This window comes from Chromobacterium rhizoryzae, assembly GCF_020544465.1.
GTDB lineage: Bacteria > Pseudomonadota > Gammaproteobacteria > Burkholderiales > Chromobacteriaceae > Chromobacterium.
The window spans coordinates 3,802,006-3,827,439 of sequence record NZ_CP066126.1 but is presented as its reverse complement, the minus strand read 5'-3'; the positions used below and the strand labels follow the sequence as shown (position 1 = coordinate 3,827,439).

At 62.9% G+C, this 25,434-nt stretch carries 21 protein-coding genes; 17 read left to right on the top strand and 4 right to left on the bottom strand.

Translation table 11 applies throughout. The features are described 5' to 3' along the window. Window positions 1-7: 7 nt before the first annotated feature. The 4 genes from mtgA (at window position 8) to JC616_RS17160 (ending at window position 3,923) form a co-directional block, all read left to right on the top strand. The gene (mtgA, locus tag JC616_RS17175; RefSeq protein ID WP_199225817.1) at window positions 8-694 is read left to right on the top strand and encodes a monofunctional biosynthetic peptidoglycan transglycosylase; all 687 of its coding nucleotides are present in this window, start codon (window positions 8-10) and stop codon (window positions 692-694) included. Between the two features lie 201 nt (window positions 695-895). Next, on the top strand, window positions 896-2,335 hold the full coding sequence (gene mgtE / locus JC616_RS17170; RefSeq protein ID WP_107798508.1) for a magnesium transporter: 1,440 nt from the start codon (window positions 896-898) through the stop codon (window positions 2,333-2,335). Between the two features lie 8 nt (window positions 2,336-2,343). Then, entirely contained in the window at window positions 2,344-3,162 is an 819-nt protein-coding gene (gene prmC, locus JC616_RS17165; protein WP_404990272.1) for a peptide chain release factor N(5)-glutamine methyltransferase, read from the top strand. Continuing rightward, the gene (locus JC616_RS17160) at window positions 3,162-3,923 is read left to right on the top strand and encodes a phosphatase PAP2 family protein (RefSeq protein ID WP_227104427.1); all 762 of its coding nucleotides are present in this window, start codon (window positions 3,162-3,164) and stop codon (window positions 3,921-3,923) included. The genes prmC and JC616_RS17160 overlap by 1 nt, the downstream gene beginning before the upstream one ends. A 120-nt stretch (window positions 3,924-4,043) precedes the next feature. On the opposite strand, the gene JC616_RS17155 is transcribed toward JC616_RS17160, so the two are convergent. Then, window positions 4,044-4,523, bottom strand: a complete 480-nt coding sequence (locus JC616_RS17155; protein WP_107798510.1) for an FKBP-type peptidyl-prolyl cis-trans isomerase — start codon at window positions 4,521-4,523, stop codon at window positions 4,044-4,046. Between the two features lie 140 nt (window positions 4,524-4,663). Between JC616_RS17155 and JC616_RS17150 the strand changes: the two genes are divergently transcribed. Next, a complete protein-coding gene (locus JC616_RS17150; RefSeq protein WP_227104425.1) occupies window positions 4,664-5,797 on the top strand; it encodes a ribosomal protein uL16 3-hydroxylase in 1,134 nt (377 codons plus the stop codon). Between the two features lie 696 nt (window positions 5,798-6,493). Here the strand turns inward: JC616_RS17150 and bamC are convergent. Together bamC and dapA are read right to left on the bottom strand one after the other, a co-directional pair. Beyond that, complete coding sequence (bamC, locus tag JC616_RS17145; RefSeq protein ID WP_227104423.1) at window positions 6,494-7,621, bottom strand: outer membrane protein assembly factor BamC; 1,128 nt, start codon at window positions 7,619-7,621, stop codon at window positions 6,494-6,496. A gap of 31 nt (window positions 7,622-7,652) precedes the next feature. Further along, entirely contained in the window at window positions 7,653-8,528 is an 876-nt protein-coding gene (gene dapA, locus JC616_RS17140; protein ID WP_107798513.1) for a 4-hydroxy-tetrahydrodipicolinate synthase, read from the bottom strand. Between the two features lie 175 nt (window positions 8,529-8,703). On the opposite strand from dapA, the gene JC616_RS17135 reads away from it, so the two are divergent. Both JC616_RS17135 and fabG read left to right on the top strand, forming a co-directional pair. Then, window positions 8,704-10,335 carry an ABC-F family ATPase gene (locus JC616_RS17135; RefSeq protein ID WP_107798514.1) on the top strand — a complete coding sequence of 544 codons (1,632 nt, stop codon included), beginning with the start codon at window positions 8,704-8,706 and terminating at the stop codon, window positions 10,333-10,335. Between the two features lie 254 nt (window positions 10,336-10,589). Then, a complete protein-coding gene (gene fabG, locus JC616_RS17130; protein WP_043638508.1) occupies window positions 10,590-11,330 on the top strand; it encodes a 3-oxoacyl-ACP reductase FabG in 741 nt (246 codons plus the stop codon). A gap of 67 nt (window positions 11,331-11,397) precedes the next feature. Here the strand turns inward: fabG and cysB are convergent, their stop codons facing one another. Further along, window positions 11,398-12,342, bottom strand: a complete 945-nt coding sequence (cysB, locus tag JC616_RS17125) for an HTH-type transcriptional regulator CysB (RefSeq protein ID WP_227104421.1) — start codon at window positions 12,340-12,342, stop codon at window positions 11,398-11,400. Window positions 12,343-12,454: 112 nt separating this feature from the next. Here cysB and JC616_RS17120 point away from each other — a divergent pair, with 112 nt between their 5' ends. From JC616_RS17120 to JC616_RS17075, 10 genes are all read left to right on the top strand, one after another. Next, a complete protein-coding gene (locus JC616_RS17120; RefSeq protein ID WP_107798516.1) occupies window positions 12,455-13,159 on the top strand; it encodes a phosphoadenylyl-sulfate reductase in 705 nt (234 codons plus the stop codon). Window positions 13,160-13,178: 19 nt separating this feature from the next. Further along, window positions 13,179-14,837 (top strand): nitrite/sulfite reductase, encoded by a 1,659-nt coding sequence (locus tag JC616_RS17115; RefSeq protein ID WP_227104418.1) that lies wholly within the window; start codon window positions 13,179-13,181, stop codon window positions 14,835-14,837. Then, window positions 14,821-15,333, top strand: a complete 513-nt coding sequence (locus JC616_RS17110; RefSeq protein WP_227104416.1) for a DUF934 domain-containing protein — start codon at window positions 14,821-14,823, stop codon at window positions 15,331-15,333. The genes JC616_RS17115 and JC616_RS17110 overlap by 17 nt, the downstream gene beginning before the upstream one ends. A gap of 238 nt (window positions 15,334-15,571) precedes the next feature. Further along, window positions 15,572-16,249 (top strand): OmpA family protein, encoded by a 678-nt coding sequence (locus tag JC616_RS17105; RefSeq protein WP_107798519.1) that lies wholly within the window; start codon window positions 15,572-15,574, stop codon window positions 16,247-16,249. 173 nt (window positions 16,250-16,422) lie between these two features. Next, complete coding sequence (locus JC616_RS17100; protein ID WP_107798520.1) at window positions 16,423-17,358, top strand: bifunctional riboflavin kinase/FAD synthetase; 936 nt, start codon at window positions 16,423-16,425, stop codon at window positions 17,356-17,358. Further along, window positions 17,355-20,132 carry an isoleucine--tRNA ligase gene (gene ileS, locus JC616_RS17095; protein WP_107798521.1) on the top strand — a complete coding sequence of 926 codons (2,778 nt, stop codon included), beginning with the start codon at window positions 17,355-17,357 and terminating at the stop codon, window positions 20,130-20,132. Before JC616_RS17100 ends, ileS begins: the two co-directional genes overlap by 4 nt. A 132-nt stretch (window positions 20,133-20,264) precedes the next feature. Next, a complete protein-coding gene (gene lspA / locus JC616_RS17090; RefSeq protein ID WP_048412579.1) occupies window positions 20,265-20,753 on the top strand; it encodes a signal peptidase II in 489 nt (162 codons plus the stop codon). Window positions 20,754-20,781: 28 nt separating this feature from the next. After that, window positions 20,782-21,723, top strand: a complete 942-nt coding sequence (gene ispH / locus JC616_RS17085) for a 4-hydroxy-3-methylbut-2-enyl diphosphate reductase (protein ID WP_107798523.1) — start codon at window positions 20,782-20,784, stop codon at window positions 21,721-21,723. A gap of 161 nt (window positions 21,724-21,884) precedes the next feature. Further along, window positions 21,885-23,780, top strand: a complete 1,896-nt coding sequence (gene htpG / locus JC616_RS17080; protein ID WP_227104415.1) for a molecular chaperone HtpG — start codon at window positions 21,885-21,887, stop codon at window positions 23,778-23,780. Window positions 23,781-23,907: 127 nt separating this feature from the next. After that, window positions 23,908-25,413, top strand: coding sequence for a hypothetical protein (locus JC616_RS17075; protein WP_227104413.1), 1,506 nt, complete (start codon window positions 23,908-23,910; stop codon window positions 25,411-25,413). Window positions 25,414-25,434 lie beyond the last annotated feature (21 nt).

The window sequence follows — 25,434 nt, the reverse complement described above, 5'->3', positions numbered from 1 at the left end:
GAGTCAGATGATGCGTCTCTTCCTGAAAGTACTGGCGGCCCTGATGGCCGCCTTTCTGCTGTATAACCTGTGGATCTTCGGCCATATCGTTTATTGGCGCGGCCACAACCCGTCGGCCAGCGCCTTCATGAACGAACAGCTGGCCAAGCTGCAGCAGGACGACCCCGAGGCGGAGCTGCGCCACAAATGGGTGAGTTACGAGCAGATCTCGCCCAATCTGAAGCGCGCGCTGATCGCGTCGGAAGACGCCAAGTTCGTCGATCACGAAGGTTTCGATTGGGACGGCATCGAGGCCGCTTTCGAAAAAAACCTGAAGAAGGGCAAGATCGTCGCCGGCGGCTCCACCATCAGCCAGCAGCTGGCCAAGAATTTGTTCCTGTCCAGCAGCAAGACGCCGTGGCGCAAGGTGGAGGAAGCCTTGATCACGGTGATGCTGGAAACGGTGTTGGACAAGCGGCGCATTTTCGAGATTTACCTGAACGTGATCGAGTGGGGCAACGGGGTTTTCGGCGCGGAGGCGGCCTCGCGCTATTACTACCGCTCCAGCGCGGCGCGGCTGTCTTCGTCGCAGGCGGCCAAGCTGGCGGCGATGGTGCCCAATCCGCGCTATTACGACAGCCATCGCGGCGCGCCGGGCCTGGCGCGCAAGACCCGCATCATCCAGCGGCGAATGGGCTATGTGGAACTGCCGTGAGCGCCCGGGGGCCGGATTGGAGCGGCGCAGGCGGCATGTTACAATCGCGACTTTCTTTGAGTGCGCCATGCGCGAGGCATGGCGGCTACGCAATGGACTTACCCAGTTACCCCGTAATCCAATCCCGATTTACCGTTAGAGAATAACGCCCGCCTCAGACCGCCCGCGCCGCGCGCGCCATCTGGGCGGAAGGAGACGTGCATGACGGTTGCCTTCAAGCAACAATCCGCCGATCGTCTGCAAGAAAGCCTGGCCCTGGTGCAGCGCCTGATCGAGCGCCAGCGGCAGTTGGAAGATCTTGTATCCCGTCAGGAGGCGTCCGAGCCGCCGACGGACCCGCTGGCCCCGCATTACAATCTGGAAGCGCTGCGGCTGAAGCTGGAGCAGCTGCACCCGGCCGACGTCGCCCATATCCTGGAAGCCTTGCCGCTGGAAGACCGCCTGCTGGTCTGGGACCAGGTGGGCGGCGCGCGCGACGGCGCCATCCTGCTGGAAGTGTCCGACGCGGTCAGGGAATCGCTGATCGAAGTGATGGAGCACGGCGAGCTGGTCAACGCCGCCGAGCAACTGGACGCCGACGAACTGGCCGAACTGGCGCCGGACATGCCGCGCCAGGTGGTGTACGAAGTGATGGGCGGCCTGGACGAGGAAGAGCGCGCCCAGCTGCAATCCGCGCTGTCCTACGACGAGGACAAGGTCGGCGCGCTGATGGACTTCGACCTGGTCAAGATCCGCGCCGACGTCAGCTGCGAAGTGGTGCTGCGCTATCTGCGCCGTTTCGACGAACTGCCGGCGCATACCGACAAAATCTTCGTCATCGACGACTTGGGCCTGCTCAAGGGCGTGCTGTCCATCCGCAAACTGCTGGTGTCGGACCCCGACGCCTTGGTGGCCGAAGTGATGGCCACCGAGCTGGTCAGCTTCAGCCCGGACGAGGACGCCGCCGACGCGGCGCTGGCCTTCGAGCGCTACGACTTGATCACCGCGCCGGTGGTGGACGAGGCCGGCAAGCTGATCGGCCGGCTGACCGTGGACGAGATGGTGGACGTGATCCGCGAGGAATCCGACAGCGAAGTGCTGAATCTGGCCGGCTTGAAAGAGGAAGAAGACCTGTTCGCGCCGGTGATCGACTCGGTGAAGAACCGCTGGGCCTGGCTGGCGATCAATCTGTGCACCGCCTTCATCGCCTCGCGGGTGATCGGCGTGTTCGAACACTCCATTTCCCAATTGGTGGCCCTGGCCGCGCTGATGCCCATCGTCGCCGGCATCGGCGGCAACTCCGGCAATCAGACCATCACCATGATCGTGCGGGCGCTGGCCATGGGGCAGATGCAGCTGAGCCAGGCCTGGCGCTTGTGGCGCAAGGAGTTGCGAGTCAGCATGATCAACGGCGTGCTGTGGGGCGGGGTGATAGGCAGCGTGGCCTGGCTGCTGTACGGCAGCTTTTCGCTGGGTCTGGTGATGCTGGGCGCGATGCTGCTCAATCTGATGCTGGCCGCCACCATGGGCGTGTTGATTCCCTGCCTGATGCAGCGCTCCGGCCGCGACCCGGCGCTGGGCTCCAGCGTGCTGATCACCGCCTGCACCGACTCCGGCGGCTTTTTCATTTTCCTGGGTCTCGCCACCCTGTTCCTGTTGTGACGACCATGCTGACGATAGCCGAGGCGCTGCGCCTATACCCCTTGCCCCGCCTGGAAGCCCGCATGCTATTGCAGCAGGCGGCGCCGGGGCTGACTCACGCCCGCATCGTGGCCTACCCGGAACAGACGCTGAGTGCGGAACAGGAGGCGTGTTTCCGCGCGCTCGCCGCCCGGCGCGCCGCCGGCGAGCCGGTGGCCTATTTGATCGGCCGGCGAGAGTTCTACGGCCGCGATTTCACCGTGGGCCCGCAGGTATTGATCCCCCGGCCGGAAACCGAGCACTTGATCGAGGCGGCCTTGCAGCGGTTTGGCGACCGCGCCGCCCGCGTCGTCGACCTGGGCACCGGCAGCGGCGCCATCGCCGCGACGCTGGCGCTGGAGGCGCCGGCATGGCGGGTCTGCGCCGTTGATCTGTCGCCGGAGGCGCTGGCCATCGCGCGCGGCAACGCGGAACGCCTGGGCGCGCGCGTCGATTTTTATCAGGGCAGCTGGTATCAAGCCTTGCCCGAGAACGCGGTCTTCGATCTCATCGTGTCCAATCCGCCGTATATACAGCGTAACGACGAACACCTGGGGCAGGGGGATGTGCGCTTCGAGCCGCGGATGGCGCTGACCGACGAGGCCGATGGGCTGGACTGTCTGCGCGCCATCGCCGCCGACGCGCCGCGACGGCTGGCGCCGGGCGGCGGCTTGATCGTCGAGCACGGCTACGACCAGGGCGCGGCGGTGCGCGGGCTTTTCGCCGACGCGGGTTTGCTGCAAGTGGAAACCATTGTCGATCTGGCGGGTCTGGATCGAATCACCCTTGCAACGATGAAAGCTGACTGATGTGGTTTAAGTTGTCCTGTTTGCGCCGGCTGTGGCCGGCGTTGTTGTTATCGCCGCTGGCTGTCCTGCTGGCAGTGTCCCCGGATTTCAATCGAGAATTGTTTCTGATCCTGCATGAGGCCGGCCGCGTCGCGCCCGGCGCGTTCTGGCGTCTGTTGAGCGTGCTGGGCGACTGGCCCACGGTGCTGGCCCTGCTGCTGGCCTTGAGCTGGCGGCGGCCGGACAAGCTGCCGGCCTTGTTGGTGGGCTGCGGCGTCGGCGTGTTTCTGGCCATCGTGCTCAAGGCGGGCTTCGCCGTGCCGCGACCGCCGTTGGCGCTGCCGCCGGGCTCGGTGCAATTGCTGGATGATTTGCCCGGCAACGGCTCTTTCCCCTCCGGCCATGCGATGGCATCCGCCACGCTGGCGAGTTTTCTTTATTATTCAGGCGTCTTGCGCCGCGGAGCCTTGCTGACGGCGGCCGTGGCCTTGGTGATGCTGTCGCGCTTGGCGATAGGCGTGCACTGGCCGCTGGATGTGACGGTGGGCGCCTTGCTGGGATGGGCGTCCATGTGCGCCGCTTGCCGCTGGGCCTGGCCTCGGGGATGGCCGGCGGGCTTGAGCGCGCGGCTGCAGTCGCTGATGCTGCCGGCCTTGGCGCTGCAGCTGCTGTGGCTGTTGTACAAGCCGGGCAGCCATGAGGAATACGGCCTGAGGCTGGCGGTGTGCGCGCTGGTGCTGGCCGCGGGTTGTTGGCGCTGGCGGCGCGCGCGCTTGGGATAGCGCAGCGTTCGCGCTCAGGCATGACAAAGGCGGCCCAATGGGCCGCCTTTGTCGAAATCAGGCCGGCGCGCCGGCAAAAGCATTACAATAACGCCGGTGCCGGCAGGGCCGGATGCCTGATCAATGGTGGTGGCCGTGCTCGCCGTGGGCATGACCATGGCTGACTTCATCGGCGCTGGCGGCGCGGATTTCCACTACCTTGGCGGTGAAGCGGATGCTCTGGCCGGCCAGCGGGTGGTTGGCGTCGACCACGGCCTTGCCGTCGGCGATGTCGGTGACGCGGAACAGCAGCACGTCGCCGGTTTCCGGATCGTCGGCTTCGAACATCATGCCGACTTCGACGTCAGCCGGGAACACGTCCAGGTCTTCCAAGCGGATCAGTTCTTCTTCCGGGTCGCCGAAAGCGTCGTCCGGCGTCATCTTGACGTCGATGGCGTCGCCAACGGCCTTGCCTTCCAAAGCTTCTTCCACCAGCGGGAAGATGCCGTCGTAGCCACCGTGCAGATAGCTGATCGGCTCTTCGGTCTTGTCGAGGAGGTTGTTGTCAGCGTCGAACATCTCGTAGTGGAGGGTCACGACGGTGTTTTTGGAGATTTGCATGAGTGCGGATCCGTGAAGGAAGGTAAATAAAGCGGATGGCGGCGCAAGCCGGCCATCGAAAACGATTTTCAGATGCGCCGCCAATTGCGCGCATCCCATATTGTAAACCATTGCCGGGCGTTTCAGCCCGTGAAACTGCCATGAACACAACAACTTTGCTGGGCGGGATGTCGCCCGAACAGTTCCTCGCCGAGTACTGGCATAAGAAGCCTTTGCTGATCCGCGGCGCCCTGACCGAAGTGGGGCCGCTGGCGGATTTTTCGGTGCTGTCGCAACTGGCGACCCGCGAAGACGCGGAGTCGCGTCTGATTGAATGCCGCAACGGCCGCTGGAGCCTGGAGCGCGGTCCGTTCCGCCCGGCGCGTTTCCGCCGGTTGCCGGAGACGGACTGGACCTTGCTGGTGCAGGGCGTTAACCAGCATCTGCCGCATATCGACGAGCTGCTGTGGCGCTTCAACTTCATTCCCTACGCGCGGCTGGACGATCTGATGATCAGCTACGCGCCGCCGGGCGGCACCGTGGGACCGCATTTCGACGCCTACGACGTATTCCTCTTGCAAGTGGGCGGGCGCAAGCGCTGGCAGATCTCCACCCAGCACGACGACGACTTCATCGAAGACGCGCCGATCCGGGTGCTGAAGGACTTCCGTTGCGAGCAGGAGTTCGTGCTGGAGCACGGCGACATGCTCTATCTGCCGCCCAAGTGCGCGCATCACGGCGTGGCGCTGGACCCGGGCATGACTTATTCGATCGGCTTCCGCGCGCCGCCGGCGCAGGAACTGGCGACGCAATTCCTGGTGCATCTGCAGGACCGCATCTGCGCGGAAGGCGTGTATGCCGATCCCGGGCTCAAGCTGCAGCAGGACCCGGCGCGGATCGGCGACGAGATGGTGGAGCAGGTCAGCCGTCTGCTGGAGCAGATCCGTTGGGACAAGGCCGCGGTGGGGGACTTCCTGGGCCACTATCTGACCGAACCCAAGGCGCATGTATTTTACGACGCGCCGGAAGAGGAGTTGGACGAGGCCGAATTCGAGAGCGAAGCGACATTGCGCGGACTGGAACTGGACCGCAAGAGCCAGATCCTGTTCTGTGGCGACAGTTTCTATTGCAACGGCGAGAAACTGGAGGCCGCGGAAGAGGATTTCGCCGCTTGGCGCGTCTTCGCCAATGCCAGAAGCATTGCCGGCGCGGCGCTTGGGCCTGGCATGCAGGAATGTTTGTACGAGGGATACCTGGCAGGCTATTGGCATTTGGCGACGAATGTAGCAAAATAACCACAGAAATTGTTCGGATGCGCAAGTGATATCGACAAATTCTGGCCTCAACGACAGGGGTAAACGCCCGTTTTTGTGGCTATGCTGCTTTGCGGAAGAGGATTATGGGCAAAGGTGTTTTTTTGGAATTTTGCCCCCTATACAGCCTTTTTTTTCGTGATACAATTTGCGCACTGATGGATTTTCAGTCGCCCGGCTTATTTCGAAGACCGTGCGATAACTGACGTCTTGTTCAACTTATCCTCAAAGGTAATGAAAAAATGAAACAGTCGCTCCTCGTTGCTGCCCTGCTGGCTGTAGCCCTGTCCGCTTGCGGTAAGAAAGCTGAAGCTCCGGCTGAAGCTTCCGCTCCTGCTGTTGAAGCATCCGCTCCGGCTGCCGCTCCGGCATCCGCTCCGGCTGCTGAAGCTTCCGCTCCGGCTGCTGCTTCCGCTCCGGCTGCTGAGGCTTCCGCTGCCAAGTAATTCTTGGCCTGCGACAAAAAAACCGGCTATGGCCGGTTTTTTTGTATCTGTAGCAAATGGAACAAGGGGTGTTGCAACATGAAAACAACACAATTGTCTGTTCGCTACAAAGCGTTACATTATCGCCTGATAACGGATGGCCGGATTCATTGACCGGCCATTGGGAAAACAAGGCGCAAAGAAAAGCCCGCGACAGCGGGCTTTATCTTTTGGGACGCGTTGATTTCGCGTTTTATTGCAGCTCGGTTTGCAGCTTGGACAGCGCGGCCTTGCTGAAGGCGTCCGACAGCGGCTTGCCTTGTTTGTCCTGGATGGACACCGTGCTGGAGCCGGGCGCGGTTTCCTTGATCTGCACGCGGTATTCCTGCTCCGTGGGTTTGGCGGATTTGCCGTCGTCGCTCTTCCAGAAGGCGAGGCCGGACCAGAAGCCGCTGGACTCGTTCTTGTCGGTTTCGCTCTTGGCCGGTTTGACGAAGTAAACGCCCTGGGAACGGTCGCGGTCGCTGACCACCAGGCCGACGCGGTCCAGCGCCAGGCCGACGCGGCGCCAAGCGCGGTCGAACTCGTCGCTGAGCAGCAACTGGCCGTCTACGATGGGGGTTTGCGGCTTGGCCGGCGCGCTCAGCGTCTGCTTGACCTGTTCGCGGGCTTTATCTTCCGCCATGCCCAGATTCATCATGAAGCGGCCCAGCAACTCGGCTTCCAGGCCCGGGTCGGTGGCGCGTGGCTGCCAGATGGTATTGGTCTTGGTGGTGTCGGCATAGACTTCTTCCATGCCGCGGTGGGAGAAGTAAACTTCCGTGCCGTTGGCGGTCTTTTCCAGACGAATGCGGAACTTGTCGCGCTCGCCGGTGGAGTAGACGCTGCCGAGGCCGACGGTTTCCAGCAGCTTGCGCAGGCCGTCGTTGGGCAGTTTGGCGCGGTTTTCCGCCCAATCCGTTTCCATCACGCCCACGGCCGGGTCTTCGCTCTTGATCACGAAGCCGTTGTCCTGCCAGAAGGCTTTCAGCGCGGGCCACAGCTGTTCCGGGCTCTTGCCGGATACAACCAGCCAGCGCTGGGTGCCGGCGCGTTCCATCTTGACGTTGTCCAGCTGGTTCAGCGCGACCGAGCTGCCGGCCGCCGGCTGTTGCGCCGGCGCGTCGGTCTTGGCGCCCTGGGCGGCGGCGCTGGCGGCGCCTGGGATGGTGTATTTGTTCTGGACTTGCGGCGCGGTCAGATCCGGCGGCACTTCCAGAGTGTTGACGGTTTTGGGCTTGTCGGACTGGTAGTCCAGCTTTTTGGTCAGCGGCTGTTGCGAGCTGCAACCGGCGATAATGCCAGTTGCCAGCAGAATCGCGGCGGGCGCGGTTCGTTTCATGCGGTCTCCCATCGTTTCGGCAGGGGAAGGGTTAAAGGACGTCGGCTTGTTTCATCGCCGCTTCCACGGCCGCTTGCGCGTCGGGGGAGAGCGGAGTCAGCGGCAGGCGGATGCCGGAGGGAATCCGGTTCATCCGCGTCAGCGCCCACTTGGCCGGAATCGGGTTGGGTTCGATAAACAGCTGCTTGTGCAGGCCTTGCAGCTTGTCGTTGATCTCGCGAGCCAGCTTGGCGTTGCCGCTGGTGGCGGCTTTGCACAGCTCGCTCATGGATTTGGGGGCGATGTTGGCGGTGACCGAGATCACGCCGTGGCCGCCGCACAGCATGAAGGCCATGCCGGTGGCGTCATCGCCGGAATAAAGGGTGAAGCCGTCCGGAACGCGCATGACCAGATCGCAGGCGCGGCCGATGTCGCCGGTGGCGTCTTTCAGGCCGACGATGTTGGGGTGGGCGGCCAGGCGCAGCGCGGTGTCGTTGCTCATGTCGGCAACGGTGCGGCCGGGCACATTATAAAGAATGACCGGCAGCTTGCTGGCGTCGGCGATTGCTTTGAAATGCTGGTACAGACCTTCCTGAGTGGGCTTGTTGTAATAAGGCACGACGGACAGCACGTAATCGGCGCCAACCTCCTGGGACAGGTGGCTCAGCTCGATCGCTTCGGCCGTGGAGTTGCCGCCGGCGCCGGCGACGACTTTGACGCGGCCTTCAGCGTATTCGACAACCGCTTTGACCACGGCGATATGCTCGGTCACGTTCAATGTGGCGGATTCGCCCGTGGTGCCAACCGCGACAATGCCGTCGGTGCCATTCTCAATATGGAAATCGACGAGTCGTCGCAGTGCCTCGTAGTCCACCGAGCCGTCTGCGGACATCGGGGTGACCAGGGCGACCAAGCTGCCGGTAAGCATAGTTCAGCCTATCTCAGGGAATAGAAAACAAGGCTTACGATTGTAGCGGAATTCCAGATGCTGGCAAAAGGTAGGCGGCGTTTCCGTGACGGACGGCTCGGGAAAACGCCGGCACTGTGCTAGAATCCCACGTTTTTCCGATACTTACGGCTATTTGGCTGAAGGATCCCTAAGCGTGATTACCACAAGCAACATTACCATGCAGTTTGGCGTCAAACCTTTGTTCGAAAAGGTTTCCGTCAAATTTGGCGAAGGCAACCGTTACGGCCTGATCGGCGCCAACGGTTCCGGCAAATCCACTTTTATGAAGATTCTGGGTGGCGACCTGGAGCAGACCAGCGGCGAGGTGGCCATCGAGAACGGTCTGCGCCTGGGTAAGCTGCGTCAGGATCAGTTCGCCTATGAAGATCAGCGCGTCATCGACGTGGTGATGATGGGCCACACCGAGATGTGGGCTGCGATGAGCGAACGCGACGCCATCTACGCCAACCCGGAGGCCAGCGAAGACGACTATATGCACGCGGCCGAACTGGAAGCCAAGTTCGCCGAATACGACGGCTACACCGCCGAGGCGCGCGCGGGCGAGCTGCTGATGGGCGTGGGCATTCCGGTGGAACAGCACGCCGGCCCGATGAGCGAAGTGGCGCCGGGCTGGAAGCTGCGCGTCTTGCTGGCGCAAGCCCTGTTCTCCAATCCGGACATCCTGTTGCTGGACGAACCGACCAACAACCTGGACATCAACACCATCCGCTGGCTGGAACACGTGCTCAACGAGCGCAACGCCACCATGATCATCATTTCGCACGACCGTCACTTCCTGAACTCGGTGTGCACCCATATGGCGGACTTGGACTACAACACCATCCGCATCTACCCGGGCAACTACGACGACTATATGATCGCGTCGGCTCAGGCAAGGGAGCGTCAGCTGTCGTCCAACAGCAAGGCCAAGGAGCGCATCCAGGAACTGCAGGAGTTCGTGGCCCGCTTCTCCGCCAACAAATCCAAGGCGCGTCAGGCGACCAGCCGACTGAAGCAGGTGGACAAGCTGAAGTCCGAAATGGTGGAAGTGAAGCCATCCAGCCGTCAGAACCCGTTCATCCGTTTTGAAATGGACGACAAGTTCAAGCTGCACCGTCAGGCGGTGGAGGTGGATCACCTGAACAAGGCTTACGACGCCAAGGTGCTGTTCAAGGATCTGAGCCTGATCCTGGAAGCCGGCGCCCGTCTGGCCGTCATCGGCCCCAACGGCGCGGGCAAGACCTCGCTGGTCAAGCTGCTGGCCGGCGCCTTCAACGCGCCGTTCGCCGAAGGCCTGAGCGCCGACCGCGGTTCGATCAAATGGGCGGAAAAAGCCCAGGTCGGCTATTTCGCCCAGGACCATGAAGCCGATTTCGACAGCGATATGACGCTGACCGAATGGATGCGCGAATGGGGCCAGGAAGGCGACGACGAGCAGGTGATCCGCGGCACGCTGGGCCGTCTGTTGTTCGGCGGCGACGAAGTGGGCAAGCCGGTGCGCGTGCTGTCCGGCGGCGAGAAGGGACGCATGCTGTACGGCAAGCTGATTCTGCAAAAGCCCAATGTGATGATCATGGACGAACCGACCAACCATATGGATATGGAATCGATCGAGTCCCTGAACATGGCGCTGGAGAAGTACAAGGGCACCCTGGTCTTCGTTTCCCACGATCGTCAGTTCGTCAGCTCGCTGGCGACGCACGTGCTGGAACTGGACGGCAAGGGCGGTTACGACTACTACACCGGCAACTACGAAGACTATCTGGCCAGTAAGGGCCTGGAGTAAGCCTCGGCTCTTGGTCGGTTACACGCGGTAACTGACCTGTAGAGCAGTTGCTTTACCGGCGGGAGTCAGTGCGCTATATTGCAGTGCGTCTTGTGCGCTGCAATGGCTGCAGCGCACAAACTCCCGCTTTTCTTTTTTGCTTTATAAAATAACCAATAAAAACAGGTGTTTGGCCATAGGTGGTCGATGGTGGAGTTGTAAGTCCGGCCTCCGGGCGGATTGCCTGTCATCTACAAAGTCAGTAAGGAAAATCCATGCGCTTGAAAGGTAAAGTCTCCATCATCACCGGCGCCGCCAGCGGCATCGGCAAGGCGACCGCCGAGAAATTCGTAAAAGAAGGCGCAGTCGTCGCCGTTTGCGACCTCAATCTGGACGCGGTCAACGCGGTGGTCGAGGAGTTGCAGCAGGCCGGCGGCGAAGCCATAGGCTATAAGGTGGACGTGACCAATAAGGGCCAGATCGCCGACATGGTCGCCGACCTGAAAAACCGCCGCGGCCGCATCGACGTGCTGGTCAACAACGCCGGCATCGTCATGGACGCCCAGTTGATGAAAATGACCGAAGACCAGTTCGACAAGGTGATCGACATCAATCTGAAAGGCGTTTACAACTGTGCCCGCGCGGTGATCGACACCATGGTGGAGCAGGGCGGCGGCGTGATCCTGAACGCGTCCTCGGTGGTGGGCGTCTACGGCAACTTCGGCCAGACCAACTACGCGGCGTCCAAGTTCGGCGTCATCGGCTTCGTCAAGACCTGGGCGAAGGAGCTCGGCAAGAAGGGCATCCGCGCCAATGCGGTGTGTCCGGGCTTTGTCGCCACTCCCATCCTGCAATCGATGCCGGAAAAAGTGATCCAGGCGATGGAAGACAAGGTGCCGATGCGGCGCATGGCCGACCCGACAGAGATCGCCAACGTCTACGCCTTCCTGGCGTCCGACGAGGCCAGCTACATCAACGGCGCGGCCATCGAGGTGACAGGCGGCCTGACGCTCTGATCCGGCGCTCCTGTACGCGAAAACGCCCCGATATTGGGGCGTTTTGTTTTGCCTGGCCGGAAGCGGCTCAATCCTCGCTGTCCGGGTCGCGCGCCAGCAGCGCGGCTTCGACTTCGCGCCGGTGCAGATGGGGCGCGAACAGTTCGATGAAGGTGTAGGCGAAGCCGCGCAGATAGGCGTCCTTGCGGATGCCGATCTTGGTGGTGGACGGCTCGAACAGATGGCCGGCGTCCAGCAGCTGCAGATTGATATCGCGCTCCGGCTCGTAGGCCATGCTGGCGATGATGCCTATGCCCAGCCCCAGGCTGACATAGGTCTTGATCACGTCGGTGTCTATCGCGGTCAGCACCACATTGGGCGCCAGGCCCTGATCGGCGAAGGCCTTGTTGATCTTGGAGCGGCCGGCGAAGGCGAAGTCGTAGGTGACGATGGGGTAGCGGGCGATGTCCGCCAGCGTCAGCGGGCGATCCAGCTTGGTCAGCTCGTGCCCTTCCGGCACCACGATGGAGCGGTTCCATTCATAGCAGGGCAGCATCGCCAATTCCTTATACAAGGCGATGCCTTCGGTGGCGATGGCGAGGTCGGCTTCGCCGGACACCACCATTTCGCAGATCTGGGTGGGGCTGCCCTGCTTGATCGACAGCCTCACCTTGGGGTAACGTCGAACGAACACAGCGATGGCCGGCGGCAGCGCGTAGCGCGCCTGAGTGTGCGTGGTGGCGATGGTCAGCGCGCCTTCCGCCTCCTTGGAGAATTCGTCGCCGACCCGTTTCAGATTCTGCGCTTCGCGCAGAATGCGCTCGGAAATGCGCAGCACCTCCTTGCCCGGCTCGGACACCGAGACCACCCGCTTGCCGTTGCGGATGAAAACCTGGATGCCCAACTCGTCCTCCAGCAGCCGGATTTGCTTGGAAATGCCCGGTTGCGAGGTGTGCAGCTTTTCCGCGGCCTCCGAGACGTTCAGCCCTTGCTTGGCCACCTCGACCAAGTAACGCAGTTGTTGCAGCTTCATGCGACGCCATCCTCTATAAAACCTGTAGTAATTAAATACTAACACAATATTCTTTTCGGTTTATAAGCGGCTTGGGTAGGATTGTCATGAAATTTCCTGCCTGGAGCCTTTGATGAGCCTGGAAGCAAAACTGGACGCCACCGTCGCCTGCCTCAGGACGATCGCGGCCGAGCATCCGGACGCCGTGCTGGCCAACAGCTATGGCGCCGAGGACATGGTGCTGACCGATCTGATCGCCCGCCTGGGCCTGGGCATCGCGGCCTTCAGCCTGGACACCGGCCGCCTGCCGGCGGAAACCTACGACCTGATGCAGCGGGTGGAAGAGCGTTATCCCAGCCACCCCGTCGCCGTGTATTTCCCGCAGTCCGCCGCGGTGGAGCAGTATGTGGCCCTCCACGGCATCAACGGCTTTTACCGCAGCGTGGACGCGCGCAAGTCCTGTTGCCAGCTGCGCAAGCTGGAGCCGCTCAGGCGCGCGCTGGCCGGGCGGTCCGCCTGGATCACCGGGCTGCGGCGCGAACAGTCGCCGACGCGCCAGGATCTGCAGGTCAGCGAATACGACGCCGACAACGGTCTGCAAAAGTTCAGCCCGCTGCTGGACTGGAGCGAGGGCGAGGTCTGGGACTATCTGCGCGCGCACGAAGTGCCCTACAACGCCCTGCACGACCGCCATTACCCCTCCATCGGCTGCGCGCCCTGTACCCGGGCCATTTCGGTGGGCGAGGACGTCCGCGCCGGCCGCTGGTGGTGGGAAAACCCCGATTCCAAGGAATGCGGCCTGCACGTCAAGGCCAGCCCGTTGAAACGCCCGGCATAGCGCCGCCTGAAAGAGCACCATGTATCAATATGATGAAGTCGATCACCGCATCGTGCGCGAGCGCGTGGTTCAGTTTCGAGATCAGACCCGGCGCTATCTGGCCGGCGAACTGAGCGAGGACGAGTTTCGCCCGTTGCGGCTGATGAACGGCCTGTACGTGCAGCGCCACGCGCCCATGTTGCGCGTCGCCATTCCCTACGGCCATCTGCGCAGCGGCCAGCTGCGCAAGCTGGCCGACATCGCCCGCCGCTACGATAAGGGCTACGGCCATTTCACCACCCGCCAGAACATCCAGTTCAACTGGCCGGAGCTGGCGCGGGTGCCGGATATCCTGGAAGAGCTGTCCACGGTGGAAATGCACGCGATCCAGACTTCCGGCAACTGCGTGCGCAACACCACCACGGACGCCTTCGCCGGCGTGGCCGGCGACGAGCTGCTGGACCCGCGGCCCTGGTGCGAGATCATCCGTCAGTGGAGCACGCTGCACCCCGAGTTCACCTTCCTGCCGCGCAAATTCAAGATCGCGGTGTCCGGCAGCGTGGAAGACCGCGCGGCCACGCGCGTGCACGACATCGGCCTGCACGTGGTGCGCAACGAGGCCGGCGAAGTCGGTTTCCGCGTGATGGTGGGCGGCGGACTGGGGCGCACGCCCATCGTCGGCGACGTGGTCAAGGATTTTCTGCCCACCCCGCATCTGCTGACCTATCTGGACGCGGTGCTGCGGGTCTATAACCGCTTCGGCCGCCGCGACAACAAATACAAGGCGCGCATCAAGATCCTGGTCAAGGCGATGACGGTGGAGGGCTTTGCCGCCAAGGTGGAGGACGAATGGCTGCATATCAAGGGCGGTCCGGCCACGCTGCGCGACGAGGACGTCGCGCACTACGCCAGCTTTTTCACCGATCCGCCGTATCAGACGCTGCCGGCCAATCCGCCCGAGCTGCGGACCTGGCTGGAAGAAGACAAGGGCTTCGCCCGGTGGGCGGAGCGCAATACCCGCGCTCACAAGCGGCCGGGTTATCGTTCGGTCGTGCTGTCGCTGAAACGCGCCGGCGTGCCGCCCGGCGACATCAGCGCGGAACAGATGGACGCGGCGGCGGAATTGTCCGAGCGCTTCGGATTCGGCGAACTGCGCGTCGCCCATGAACAGAACCTGGTGTTGCCGGACGTGCCGGAAAAGGATTTGCACGCCTTGTGGCAGCTGGCGCGCCAGCACGGCTTCGCCACTCCCAATATCGGCCTGCTCACCGACATCATCTGCTGTCCGGGCGGCGACTTCTGCTCGCTGGCCAACGCGCGCTCGATTCCGGTGGCCGAGGCCATCCAGCAAACCTTCGAGGACATGGACTATCTCTACGACCTCGGCGACATCGACTGCAATTTCTCCGGTTGCATGAATGCCTGCGGCCACCATCACATCGGCAATATCGGCATTCTGGGCGTGGATAAAAACGGGGAAGAGTGGTACCAGATCACGCTGGGCGGCAGCCAGGGCAGCGCCACCAGCATAGGCAAGGTGATCGGGCCCTCGTTCGCCCAGGCCGACGTGCCCAAGGCCTTCACCACCATCATGAGCGTCTATCTGGAGCAACGCGGTCCGGGCGAGCGCTTCATCGAAACCGTGCGCCGCATCGGCATCGAACCCTTCAAGGAGCGGGTGTATGCCAAACATCATTAAACAGGGACAAGTCCGGCCCGACGATTGGAATCTGCTGCGCCAGGATGAAAACGGCCAGTTGCCGGAAACCGCCGCGGGCGGCAATGTGATCGTGCCGCTGTCCGATTGGCTGGAACGACGCGCGTTCTGGCGCAGCCATGCGGCGCGGGTGGGCGTCTGGCTGGGACCGGAGGACGATCCGGCGCGGCTACTGGCCGATTTGCCAGAGCTGGAGCTGATCGCCGTCGATTTTCCGGCCTTCACCGACGGGCGCGGCTACAGTCATGCGCGCTTGCTGCGCGAGCGCTACGGCTATCGCGGGGAACTGCGGGCGATCGGGGATGTCTGGCAAGACTTGCTGCATTCCATGGCGCAAGTTGGTTTTGATGCATTTGCCATCAAGGACGGCAAGACACTGGAATCTTCGCTGGATGGTTTCAATACTTTTAGCGAAAACTATCAGGCTACCGTGCTGAACCCGCTGCCACTGTTTCGTAGGCGCGTCACATCGGTGTAATGTGTGGCTTATGCGAGACAGAGGCTGAAAAAAAACGCTTTTTTTGACGTTTTTTTGCAACGGATTGCTCGCAATCTGTGGCGCCTCAAGTTGACATGGGATTGCAGCGTTTCTATAGTGCGGGTTAACTGCATAAACACAGTTTGCAGATCACCCTGTTGTTTGCAGTAAAATTGTTCGTGTGGTCTTTGCGTCAGCCCGCATTGCTACCCATTTTATAGATTAAAGAGGGAATAACATGACTAAACAGCTGAAACTGAGCGCCCTGGTTGCTGCTCTGTTGGTTTCCGCTAGCGCTTTTGCTGCTAAACCTGGCTATGCCGTTGACCAGTCCACCGAATCCGTGACTCGCAACAACTACGGCGAGTGCTGGAGAACCAACTTCTTCGACAAGGCCAAGGACGGCCTGGTTGAATGTGGCGACCGTGAAGCTGCCAAGCCGGTAGCCGAAGCTCCGAAGCCGGTGCTGGTTTCCGAAAAAGAAAAAGTCACCCTGTCCGCTAAAGTGCTGTTCGACTTCGACAAGGCCAAGCTGCGCGCCGACGCCAAGAACGAACTGGACCCGCTGGTTGAAAAGCTGAAAGCCAACGCCGGCAAAGGCTACCTGAAGTCCGTTGAAGTTGCTGGCTACACCGACTTCATGGGTTCCGCCGCTTACAACAACCGTCTGTCGCAAGAGCGCGCCGACGCTGTTAAAGGCTACTTCATCGCTGCTGGCGTTCCGGCTGAAAAAGTGACCTCCGTAGGTCGCGGCTCCGCTGAAGCCAAGATGACCGCCGAGTGCAAGGCCAAATTCCCGAAATACCAGAAGAAAGGTTCCAAGCAGAACCTGGCTATCAAGGAATGCATCGAGTCTGATCGTCGCGTTGAGCTGACCATCGACGCGGTTAAAGAGTCCCTGGTTGAGAAGAAGTAATCTCGATTAGTCGCTCTGTTCAAAAAGCCCCGCAATCTTGCGGGGCTTTTTGCATTGGACGGCGGAGGGCGGGCTCCTTTCGCCGTCGCCGCCCCAATTGCGTTTCATGTCTGGACGCTATCCGTGGCTGGCAGATACAATCGAAGGTTTTCAGGACGCAATAAGACCAGCACATGCAGGTATTTTTTGGAGATCCGCGGCGTTATCAGCTGCCAGCCTGCGCCTTGACCATCGGCAATTTCGACGGCGTGCACCTTGGCCATCAGAAAATGCTGCAGCGCCTGCGGCTGGAAGCCGACGCGCGCGGCTTGCCGACGGCTCTGTTGACCTTTGAACCCCATCCGCGGGAGTTCTTCGCGCGCGACAAGCCGCCCGGCCGCCTGTCCACGCTGCGCGACAAACTGGCTTTCTTGCAGCGGCTGGGCCTGGTCGACTATGTGTTCGTCTATCGCTTCAACCACGGTTTCGCCGGCATGTCGGCGCAGGACTTCATCGACAAAGTCCTGGTGCAGGGCCTGCAGACCAAGTATTTGCTGATCGGCGACGACTTCCAGTTCGGCGCCAAGCGGCAGGGCCACTTCGAAATGTTGAGCTCCTGTCCCCATTTCGTCACCGAGGCGATGCCGACGGTGCTGGCCATGGGCGAGCGAGCGTCCAGCAGCCTGGTGCGCGAGCGGCTGGCCGCCGGCGATTTGAGCGGCGCGGAAAGCCTGCTGGGGCGCGAGTACCAGATTTCCGGCCGTGTGGTGCACGGCAAGAAACTGGGCCGCACCATAGGTTTCCCCACGGCCAACATCCATCTGCCGCATTTGCGTCCGGCCTTGCAGGGCGTGTTCGTGGTGCAGGCGGAGACCGACGCCGGCGTGCTGGGCGGCGTGGCCAGTCTGGGTTTGAACCCGACGGTCAGCGACACCCCGGACTACAAACTGGAAGTGCATCTGTTCGATTTCGCCGGCGATCTCTACGGCCAGCGGCTGACGGTGCGATTCCTGAAGAAACTGCGCGACGAGGCGCGGTATGATGATTTATCGGCGCTGATCGCTCAGATCGAAAAAGACGCGGCCAGCGCCAAGACCTATTTGACAAGTTTGCAGCGAGAGCAGGCATGAGCATCGATTATCGAAAAACCGTAAACCTGCTGGATACCCCCTTCGCCATGCGCGGGGATCTGGCCAAACGCGAACCGGCCTGGGTCAAGCGCTGGCAGGAGGAGAAGCGCTACGAGAAGCTGCGCAAGCTCTCCGCCGGCCGTCCCAAGTTCATCCTGCACGACGGCCCTCCGTACGCCAACAACGACATCCACCTGGGCCACGCGGTCAACAAGGTGCTGAAGGACATCATCGTCCGCTCCAAGACGCTGGCCGGTTTCGACGCGCCCTATGTGCCGGGCTGGGACTGTCACGGCCTGCCCATCGAACTGATGGTGGAGAAGCTGCACGGCAAGGACATTCCCGCCGCCAAATTCCGCGAGCTGTGCCGCGAATACGCGAAAGAGCAAGTGGCGCGCCAGAAGAAGGGCTTCATCCGCCTGGGCGTGCTGGGCGATTGGGACAATCCCTATCTGACCATGGATTTCAAGACCGAGGCCGACATTGTGCGCACCCTCGGCAAAATCTTCGAGAACGGCTATCTGACCAAGGGCGAGAAGCCGGTGCACTGGTGCATCGAGTGCGGCTCCTCGCTGGCCGAGGCCGAAGTCGAGTATGAGGACAAGCTGTCGCCGGCGATCGACGTCGGCTTCAAGGTAGTGGACGCGGACAAGGCGGGCGAAGCCTTCGGCGCCGACGCCTCCGGCGCGATGGCGGTGATCTGGACCACCACGCCGTGGACCTTGCCCGCCAACCAGGCGGTCGCCGCAGGCGCCGAACTGGTTTATCAATTGCTGGACACGCCCAAGGGCAAGCTGATCCTGGCCAAGGAGCTGGCCGAGGCGGCCTTGAAGCGCTACGGCGTCGAGAGCTGCCAGGTGTTGGGCGAGGCCAAGGGCCGGGCGCTGGAGCTCTTGCAGCTGCAACACCCGTTCTACGCGCGCCAAGTGCCGGTGATCCTGGGCGACCACGTGACCACCGACGCCGGCACCGGCCTGGTGCACACCGCGCCGGCCCACGGTCTGGAAGACTTCCAGGCCGGCCTGCATTACAAGCTGCCGGTGGCCAACCCGGTGGCGGACAACGGCCGTTACAAGACGGGCACCGAGCTGTTCGCCGGCCTGCTGGTCTGGGACGCCAATCCGCGCATCATCGAAACGCTGGAAGAGCACGGCGCGCTGGTGCACAAGGCCAAGCTGGAGCACAGCTACCCGCATTGCTGGCGTCACAAGACCCCCATCATTTTCCGCGCCACGCCGCAGTGGTTCATCGGCATGGACAAGGCCGGCCACGGCGGCGAGACCCTGCGCTCCATCAGCCAGCGCGCGGTGGACGCTACCGAGTTCTTCCCGGCCTGGGGCCGCGCGCGCCTGGACGCGATGATCAAGAACAGCCCTGACTGGTGCGTGTCGCGCCAGCGCAATTGGGGCGTGCCGATGACCTTCTTCATCCACAAGGAAAGCGGCGAGCTGCACCCGCGCACGGCGCAATTGCTGGAAGAAGTGGCGTTGCGCATCGAGCAGCAGGGCATAGAAGCCTGGTTCAGCCTGGACGCCAAGGAGTTGCTGGGCGAGGAGGCCGAGCAGTACCGCAAGCTGTCCGACACCCTGGACGTGTGGTTCGATTCCGGCTCCACCCATTTCGCCGTGCTCAAGCAGCGCGCCGAATTGGCTTGGCCGGCGGACCTGTACCTGGAGGGTTCCGACCAGCATCGCGGCTGGTTCCAGTCCTCGCTGAAAACCGGTTGCGCCACCATAGGCCGCGCGCCGTACAAGCAGTTGCTGACCCATGGTTTCACCGTGGACGACAAGGGCTACAAGATGTCCAAGTCGCGCGGCAACGGCATTGCGCCGGAAGAGATCTGCGGCACCCTGGGCGCCGACATCCTGCGCCTGTGGGTGGCCAGCGCCGACTACTCCGGCGATATGTCGCTGTCGCAGGAAATCCTGAAGCGCACGACGGAAAGCTATCGCCGCCTGCGCAACACCATCCGCTTCCTGCTGTCCAATCTGTCGGATTTCGATCCGCTGGAACACGCGGTGCCGCTGGCCAATATGGTGGAACTGGACCAGTACGCGCTGCTGCGCGCGCGCGAAGTGCAGGAAAAGGCGGCGGGCGAACTGTACTCGCGCTACGCCTTCCACCATGTGGTGCAGGAGGTGGTGGGTTATTGCTCCGAGGATCTGGGCGCCTTCTACCTGGACGTGATCAAGGACCGTTTGTACACCACCAAGGCGGACAGCCATGCGCGTCGCAGCGCTCAGACCGCGCTGTACCACATCACCCGCAGCCTGCTCTTGCTGGTGGCGCCCATCCTGTGCTTCACCGCCGACGAGGCGTGGAACGTGCTGGTGGACAGCGAGGAAGAGTCGCCGCTGTATCACGTCTGGCATGAGTTCCCGGCCCAGTCCGCCGAGCGCGAAGCGGCCTTGTCCGCCAAGTGGCAGGCCATCCGCGAGCTGCGCGCCCAGGTCAACAAGCAGATCGAAGCGCTGCGCAGCGCCGATCAGCTGGGCTCCTCGCTGCAGGCGGAGATCGAAATCGAGGCCGACGGCGAGCTGTCGCAGTGGCTGAACGCCTTGGGCGATGAACTCAAGTTCGTGCTGATTGTCTCTAAAGCCAGCGTCAAGCCAGGCGAGCAAACCCGCGTCAGCGTGGCGTCGTCCGCAGAGCAGAAGTGCGAGCGCTGCTGGCACTACCGCGCCGACGTCGGCAGCCACGCCGGCCACGGCGCGGTGTGCGGCCGTTGCGTGGACAATATCGACGGCAAGGGCGAGACGCGCCGCTTCGCCTGATCCGCGTCGACGACGCGGCGGCATGGCCGGGCCGGAAGCATGGGAACGCTCAGCGTTCCGGGCTTCCGGCGCTTTGATATAGAGTGCGCGGAGTTCCGCTTCGCGTCGTGGAAAGGTCTGATGGAATCTGCAATGACTATGCCCAAGGCCAAGCAATGGCCGAAGTGGTTTGCGCTGGCCGCGGTGATCGTGCTGCTGGATCAATTGACCAAGATCTATTTCAACGGCAATTACCAGTACGGCGAAGTCCGGGAAATCATTCCCGGCTTTTTCGGGTTTACCTTACTGTACAATCCGGGCGCGGCGTTCAGCTTCCTGCACGACGCCGGCGGCTGGCAGAAGTATCTGTTTTCCGGTCTGGCTTTCGCGGTGTCCGGCTGGCTGGGCTGGAATATCTTCAAGAACCGCTTCAGCGGACTGATGAACCTGGCCGCGGCCTTCATCATGGGCGGCGCGCTCGGCAATGTGATAGACCGTATCGTCCATGGCCATGTGATCGATTTCATCCAGGTGCATTACTACAGCAGCTGGTCGTACCCGGCCTTCAATCTGGCTGACTCCTTCATCTGCGTGGGAGCCGCCTTGATGGTGCTGGACAGTTTCAGAAAGCCGCGCGCCTGAGCGCCGCGGCTTGAGCAAGGATTGAGTGATGACGAAGACCATCATGCTGGCCAACCCGCGCGGCTTCTGCGCCGGGGTGGACCGGGCCATCGCCATCGTCGAGCGGGCGATCGAACTCTACGGCGCGCCGATCTACGTGCGCCACGAAGTGGTGCATAACCGCTTCGTCGTGGAGAACCTGCGCGCCAAGGGCGCGGTGTTCATCGAAGAATTGAAAGATGTGCCCAGCGGCAGCACCCTGGTGTACTCCGCTCACGGCGTGCCGCTGTCGGTGCGGGAAGAGGCGGCGCTGCTGGGCCTGCAGGTGTTCGACGCCACCTGTCCGCTGGTCACCAAAGTGCATGTCGAAGTCAAGCGCATGAACAAGGCTGGCATGGAGATCGTCATGATAGGCCACGCCGGCCACCCCGAGGTGGAGGGCACCATGGGCCAGGTGGACGGCGGCATGTATCTGGTGGAAAACGTCGCCGACGTCGCCAAGCTGCAAGTGCGCAACCCGGCGGCGCTGTCCTACGTCAGCCAGACCACGCTGTCGGTGGACGAGACCCGAGACATCATCGCCGCGCTGAAAGCGCGCTTCCCCGAGATCTCCAGCCCGAAAAAAGACGATATCTGCTACGCCACGCAAAACCGGCAGGACGCGGTGAAAGTGCTGGCCGACGAGTGCGACATCGTGGTGGTGGTGGGGTCGCCCAACAGCTCCAACTCCAACCGCTTGCGCGAAGTGGCCGCGCTCAAGGGCGTGGACGCCTATATGGTGGACAACGCCGGCCAACTGGTGGAAGCCTGGTTCGTCGGCAAGCGGCGCGTCGGCGTCACCGCCGGCGCCAGCGCGCCGGAAGTGCTGGTGCAGGCGGTGATAGACCAGATCAAGGCTTTCGGCGCGGACAGCGTCAGCGAACTGGACGGCGTGGAGGAAAACACTGTGTTCGCGCTGCCGCCGGCCCTGCGCGAAGACAAGCGCGCCTGAGCCCGCCCGGCGGGTCCAAAGGCCAAACCGCCCCGCGATTTCGTCGCGGGGCTTTTTCATGTTCGCGCGGCGACGATCCTGGGTTGCAGGCAGGGGTATTGAAAACCCCGGGACAGCCCTTATCTGATGCGCATCGTTGACCAACTCTTGTTTAAGTCACCATGAGCGCATTGAAAGAAACCCTGGGTTTTCAGACCGAAGTCAAGCAGCTGCTGCAGCTGATGATCCACTCCTTGTACTCCAACAAGGAAATCTTCCTGCGTGAACTGATTTCCAACGCCTCGGACGCCGCCGACAAGCTGCGCTTCGAAGGTCTGGCCAAGCCCGAGCTGTTTGAAAACGAGCCGGAGCTGAAGATCACCATCGGCTACGACGCCGAGGCGCGCACGCTGACCATCGCCGACAACGGCATCGGCATGAGCCGCGACGAAGTCATCGCCAATATCGGCACCATCGCCAAGTCCGGCACCAAGGCCTTTTTCGAGCAGCTGTCCGGCGACGCCAAAAGGGACGCCAATCTGATCGGCCAGTTCGGCGTCGGCTTCTACTCCGCCTTCATCGTGGCGGACAAGGTCACGCTGACCACCCGCCGCGCCGGCGACGCCGCCGCCACGCGCTGGGAATCCCAGGGCGCCGGCGAATACACGCTGGAACAGGTGGAAAAGGCCGGCCGCGGCACCGAGATCGTGCTGCACCTGAAAGAGGGCGAGGACGAGCTGCTGAACGACTGGAAGCTCAAAGGTATCGTCCGCAAGTACTCCGACCACATCTCGATCCCGATCGAGATGAAAAAGGGCAATAGCTACGGCGAAAACGGCGAAGTCATCGTCAGCGACGAGATGGAAGCGGTCAACTCCGCCTCCGCGCTGTGGACCCGCGGCAAGAGCGAGATCAGCGAAGAGCAGTACAAGGAATTCTACAAGCACGTCGCCCACGATTTCACCGAACCGCTGGCCTGGAGCCACGCTCGCGTCGAGGGCCGCCAGGAATACACCGAACTGCTCTACATCCCGTCGCGCGCGCCCTTCGATCTGTTCGACCGCGAGCGCAAGCAGGGCGTCAAACTCTATGTGCGCCGCGTCTTCATCATGGAAGACACCGAGAAGCTGATGCCGCACTACCTGCGCTTCGTGCGCGGGGTGATAGACAGCAACGACCTGCCGCTGAACGTATCGCGCGAGATCCTGCAGGAAAGCAAGGACATCGACGCCATCCGCAACGGCTGCGTCAAGAAAGTGCTGGGCCTGCTGGAAGACCTCGCCGCCAATCAGCCGGAAAAATACACCGAGTTCTGGCAAGAGTTCGGCCAGGTGCTGAAAGAGGGCGTCGGCGAGGACATGGCCAATAAGGAGCGCATCGCCAAGCTGCTGCGCTTCGTCTCCACCGCGTCCGAAGGCGCCGAACCGGCGGTAACGCTGGGCGACTACATCGGCCGGATGAAGGAAGGCCAGGACAAGATCTACTACATCACCGCCGACACTCTGGCCGCGGCCAAGAACAGCCCGCATCTGGAAGTGTTCAAGAAGAAGGGCGTCGAGGTGCTGCTGCTGACCGACCGCGTCGACGAATGGGTGGCGGGTTCGCTGTTCGAATTCGACGGCAAGGCGCTGCAGTCCGTGGCCAAGGGCGCGCTGGATCTGGGCGCGCTGGAAGACGAAGCCGACAAGGAAGCGCAAAAGCAGGTGGAGGAAAGCGCCAAGCCGGTGGTGGAGAAAGTGCAGAAAGCCCTGGCCGACCGCGTCAAGGAAGTGCGCGCCACCGCCCGCCTGACCGAGAGCCCGGCCTGCCTGGTGGCCGGCGAGCACGATATGAGCGCCCATCTGGAGCGCATGCTGAAAGCGGCGGGCCAGCCGGTGGAAGCCAGCAAGCCCACGCTGGAGATCAACCCCGAGCACGTGCTGGTGAAACGATTGGCCGAGGAGGCCGACGAGGCGCGCGCCGGCGATCTGGCCCAGGTGCTGTACGACCAGGCCCTGCTGGCGGAGGGCGGCAAGCTGGAAGACCCGGCCGCCTTCGTCAAGCGCATCAACAAGCTGATGCTGGAGCTGTCGGCTTAAGCCGGACACCGCTTCCGCAGCAATGCCCCGCCGAGCGCGGGGCATTTTTTTGCGCTGGCAATAATGCCGCGCCAAAAATCATGGCGGGGCGTATCATCGGCGGCTTCTCTCTCGCTATGACCTGGTCATGATGGAACTGTCGCTGATTCACGCCTTGCCGGATGGCCCTTGGCTGGCACTGGACCTCAAGGCGGTCCAGGCGCAACTGGAGGCGCTGGCGGCGCAGCCGGCCGCCCTCGCCGCGGACAAGGCCGGCCAGTGGCTGGCGCAATGGCAGCGTTCGGCCTTGGCGCCGGCGGAACGCCTGCAACTGCTGCAGGCGTTGAGAGCGCCGTTGGCCGCGCTGGCGGCGCGGCTGGAGCGCGGCGCGGCGCGGCAGGATCTGTCCTGCACCCCGGAGGCGCGCGCGGCCTTGCAGTCGGCCCGCCATGTGCTGCGGCAATGGCATGAGCAGTGCAAGCTGCTGGCCCAGACGTTCAGCGCGCAGGAGACCGGCCGTTTTTCCAGCTCGCGCCCGCGGCTGGAGGCTCTGCAACTGGCGCTGGCCAGCGGCTACGATTTGCTGGCGCTGCACGCGCGCAGCTACGCGCCGCTGCACAAGGGCTTCTGGCGCGATTGCCACCGCCTGTACGCCTACGCACTGGCCCAGGGCTGGGAGGGCCGGCAGGCGCAGGGCGGCGCGGCGGCGCCGGGGCTCAGCTACCGCCGGCTGATGTTGTTGGGCATGACCGCCAGCAACCGGCTGGAGGCGGCCAAGATCGCCCTGCTGCTGCAATGGCTGGAGCAGCACGCCGGCCTGCTGCGCGTGGAGCAGCTGGATCAGCCGCTGGGCGAGGACGGCGCGCTGGCCTTCCGCGCCGACGCCGACCGGCCGGCGCGCTTCTGCGCCGAACTGGACCTGGACGGCGACGGCGTGTGGTGGCGGCTGGACGCCGGCCGCTTGCTGGAGCGCCTGGACGAATTGGGCCGTCAGCGCCAGCGACAGGGCCTGGACGACGGCCACGAAGCCTGGCTGCTGGCGCGTCTGCGTCAGGAGTGGGGCGCGCCGCCGCGCCGGCGCCATGTCCGGCTGCGCCGGCTCAGCGTCGAAACCGTAGAGCTGGTCAGCCTGCTGCCGCGCTGCTGGCGGCTGGCCGCCGGCGAGCCGGCCGACGGCGAACTGGAGCCCTGCCGCTTGCAGATCAGCAATCTCAGCGCTTCCGGCCTGTTGCTGCAGGGCGAATCCTTGCGGCAGCCCTTGCGCGCCGGCGAGGTGGTGATGCTGCGCCGCCGGGGCTTCGGCTGGCAGCTGGGCCTAGTGCGCTGGGTCAGCTTCGGCGGCGAGGACATGCAGACCGAGTGCGGGATAGAGTTCATCGGCAAGCGGCCGCAGGCGGTCGAAGTCGCCGCCGTCACCAGCCACGCGGCCGGCGGTTTCGAGCCGGCGCTGCGCATGCAGGCCGAGCGCCATTTCCGCCATTCCGGCATCCTGGTGTTGCCGGGCCGCCTGTATCAGGCCATGCGGCCGTTTCATCTGCGCGGCGCAGACGGCGAGTGCCGGGTGCGCGCGCTGCGCTTATTGCAGCAGACCGCGCATTATCAATTCGTGGAAATCAAGATAGACGAGCTGCTGCCCGCCGACGCGGCCGTTTGAGCGGCGGGCCCGGCGGCGGAC

Bases quoted from the DNA above. Each gene is read 5' to 3' on its own strand.
- dapA (WP_107798513.1), bottom strand. From the start codon at position 8,528: ATGCTTACCGGCAGCTTGGTCGCCCTGGTCACCCCGATGTCCGCAGAC.
- fabG (WP_043638508.1), top strand. From the start codon at position 10,590: ATGCGCTTGAAAGGTAAAGTCTCCATCATCACCGGCGCCGCCAGCGGC.
- cysB (WP_227104421.1), bottom strand. From the start codon at position 12,342: ATGAAGCTGCAACAACTGCGTTACTTGGTCGAGGTGGCCAAGCAAGGG.
- JC616_RS17115 (WP_227104418.1), top strand. From the start codon at position 13,179: ATGTATCAATATGATGAAGTCGATCACCGCATCGTGCGCGAGCGCGTG.
- JC616_RS17100 (WP_107798520.1), top strand. From the start codon at position 16,423: ATGCAGGTATTTTTTGGAGATCCGCGGCGTTATCAGCTGCCAGCCTGC.
- JC616_RS17155 (WP_107798510.1), bottom strand. From the start codon at position 4,523: ATGCAAATCTCCAAAAACACCGTCGTGACCCTCCACTACGAGATGTTC.
- JC616_RS17120 (WP_107798516.1), top strand. From the start codon at position 12,455: ATGAGCCTGGAAGCAAAACTGGACGCCACCGTCGCCTGCCTCAGGACG.
- ispH (WP_107798523.1), top strand. From the start codon at position 20,782: ATGACGAAGACCATCATGCTGGCCAACCCGCGCGGCTTCTGCGCCGGG.
- ileS (WP_107798521.1), top strand. From the start codon at position 17,355: ATGAGCATCGATTATCGAAAAACCGTAAACCTGCTGGATACCCCCTTC.
- htpG (WP_227104415.1), top strand. From the start codon at position 21,885: ATGAGCGCATTGAAAGAAACCCTGGGTTTTCAGACCGAAGTCAAGCAG.
- JC616_RS17150 (WP_227104425.1), top strand. From the start codon at position 4,664: ATGAACACAACAACTTTGCTGGGCGGGATGTCGCCCGAACAGTTCCTC.
- JC616_RS17075 (WP_227104413.1), top strand. From the start codon at position 23,908: ATGATGGAACTGTCGCTGATTCACGCCTTGCCGGATGGCCCTTGGCTG.
- JC616_RS17105 (WP_107798519.1), top strand. From the start codon at position 15,572: ATGACTAAACAGCTGAAACTGAGCGCCCTGGTTGCTGCTCTGTTGGTT.
- mtgA (WP_199225817.1), top strand. From the start codon at position 8: ATGATGCGTCTCTTCCTGAAAGTACTGGCGGCCCTGATGGCCGCCTTT.
- lspA (WP_048412579.1), top strand. From the start codon at position 20,265: ATGACTATGCCCAAGGCCAAGCAATGGCCGAAGTGGTTTGCGCTGGCC.
- JC616_RS17110 (WP_227104416.1), top strand. From the start codon at position 14,821: ATGCCAAACATCATTAAACAGGGACAAGTCCGGCCCGACGATTGGAAT.
- mgtE (WP_107798508.1), top strand. From the start codon at position 896: ATGACGGTTGCCTTCAAGCAACAATCCGCCGATCGTCTGCAAGAAAGC.
- JC616_RS17160 (WP_227104427.1), top strand. From the start codon at position 3,162: ATGTGGTTTAAGTTGTCCTGTTTGCGCCGGCTGTGGCCGGCGTTGTTG.
- bamC (WP_227104423.1), bottom strand. From the start codon at position 7,621: ATGAAACGAACCGCGCCCGCCGCGATTCTGCTGGCAACTGGCATTATC.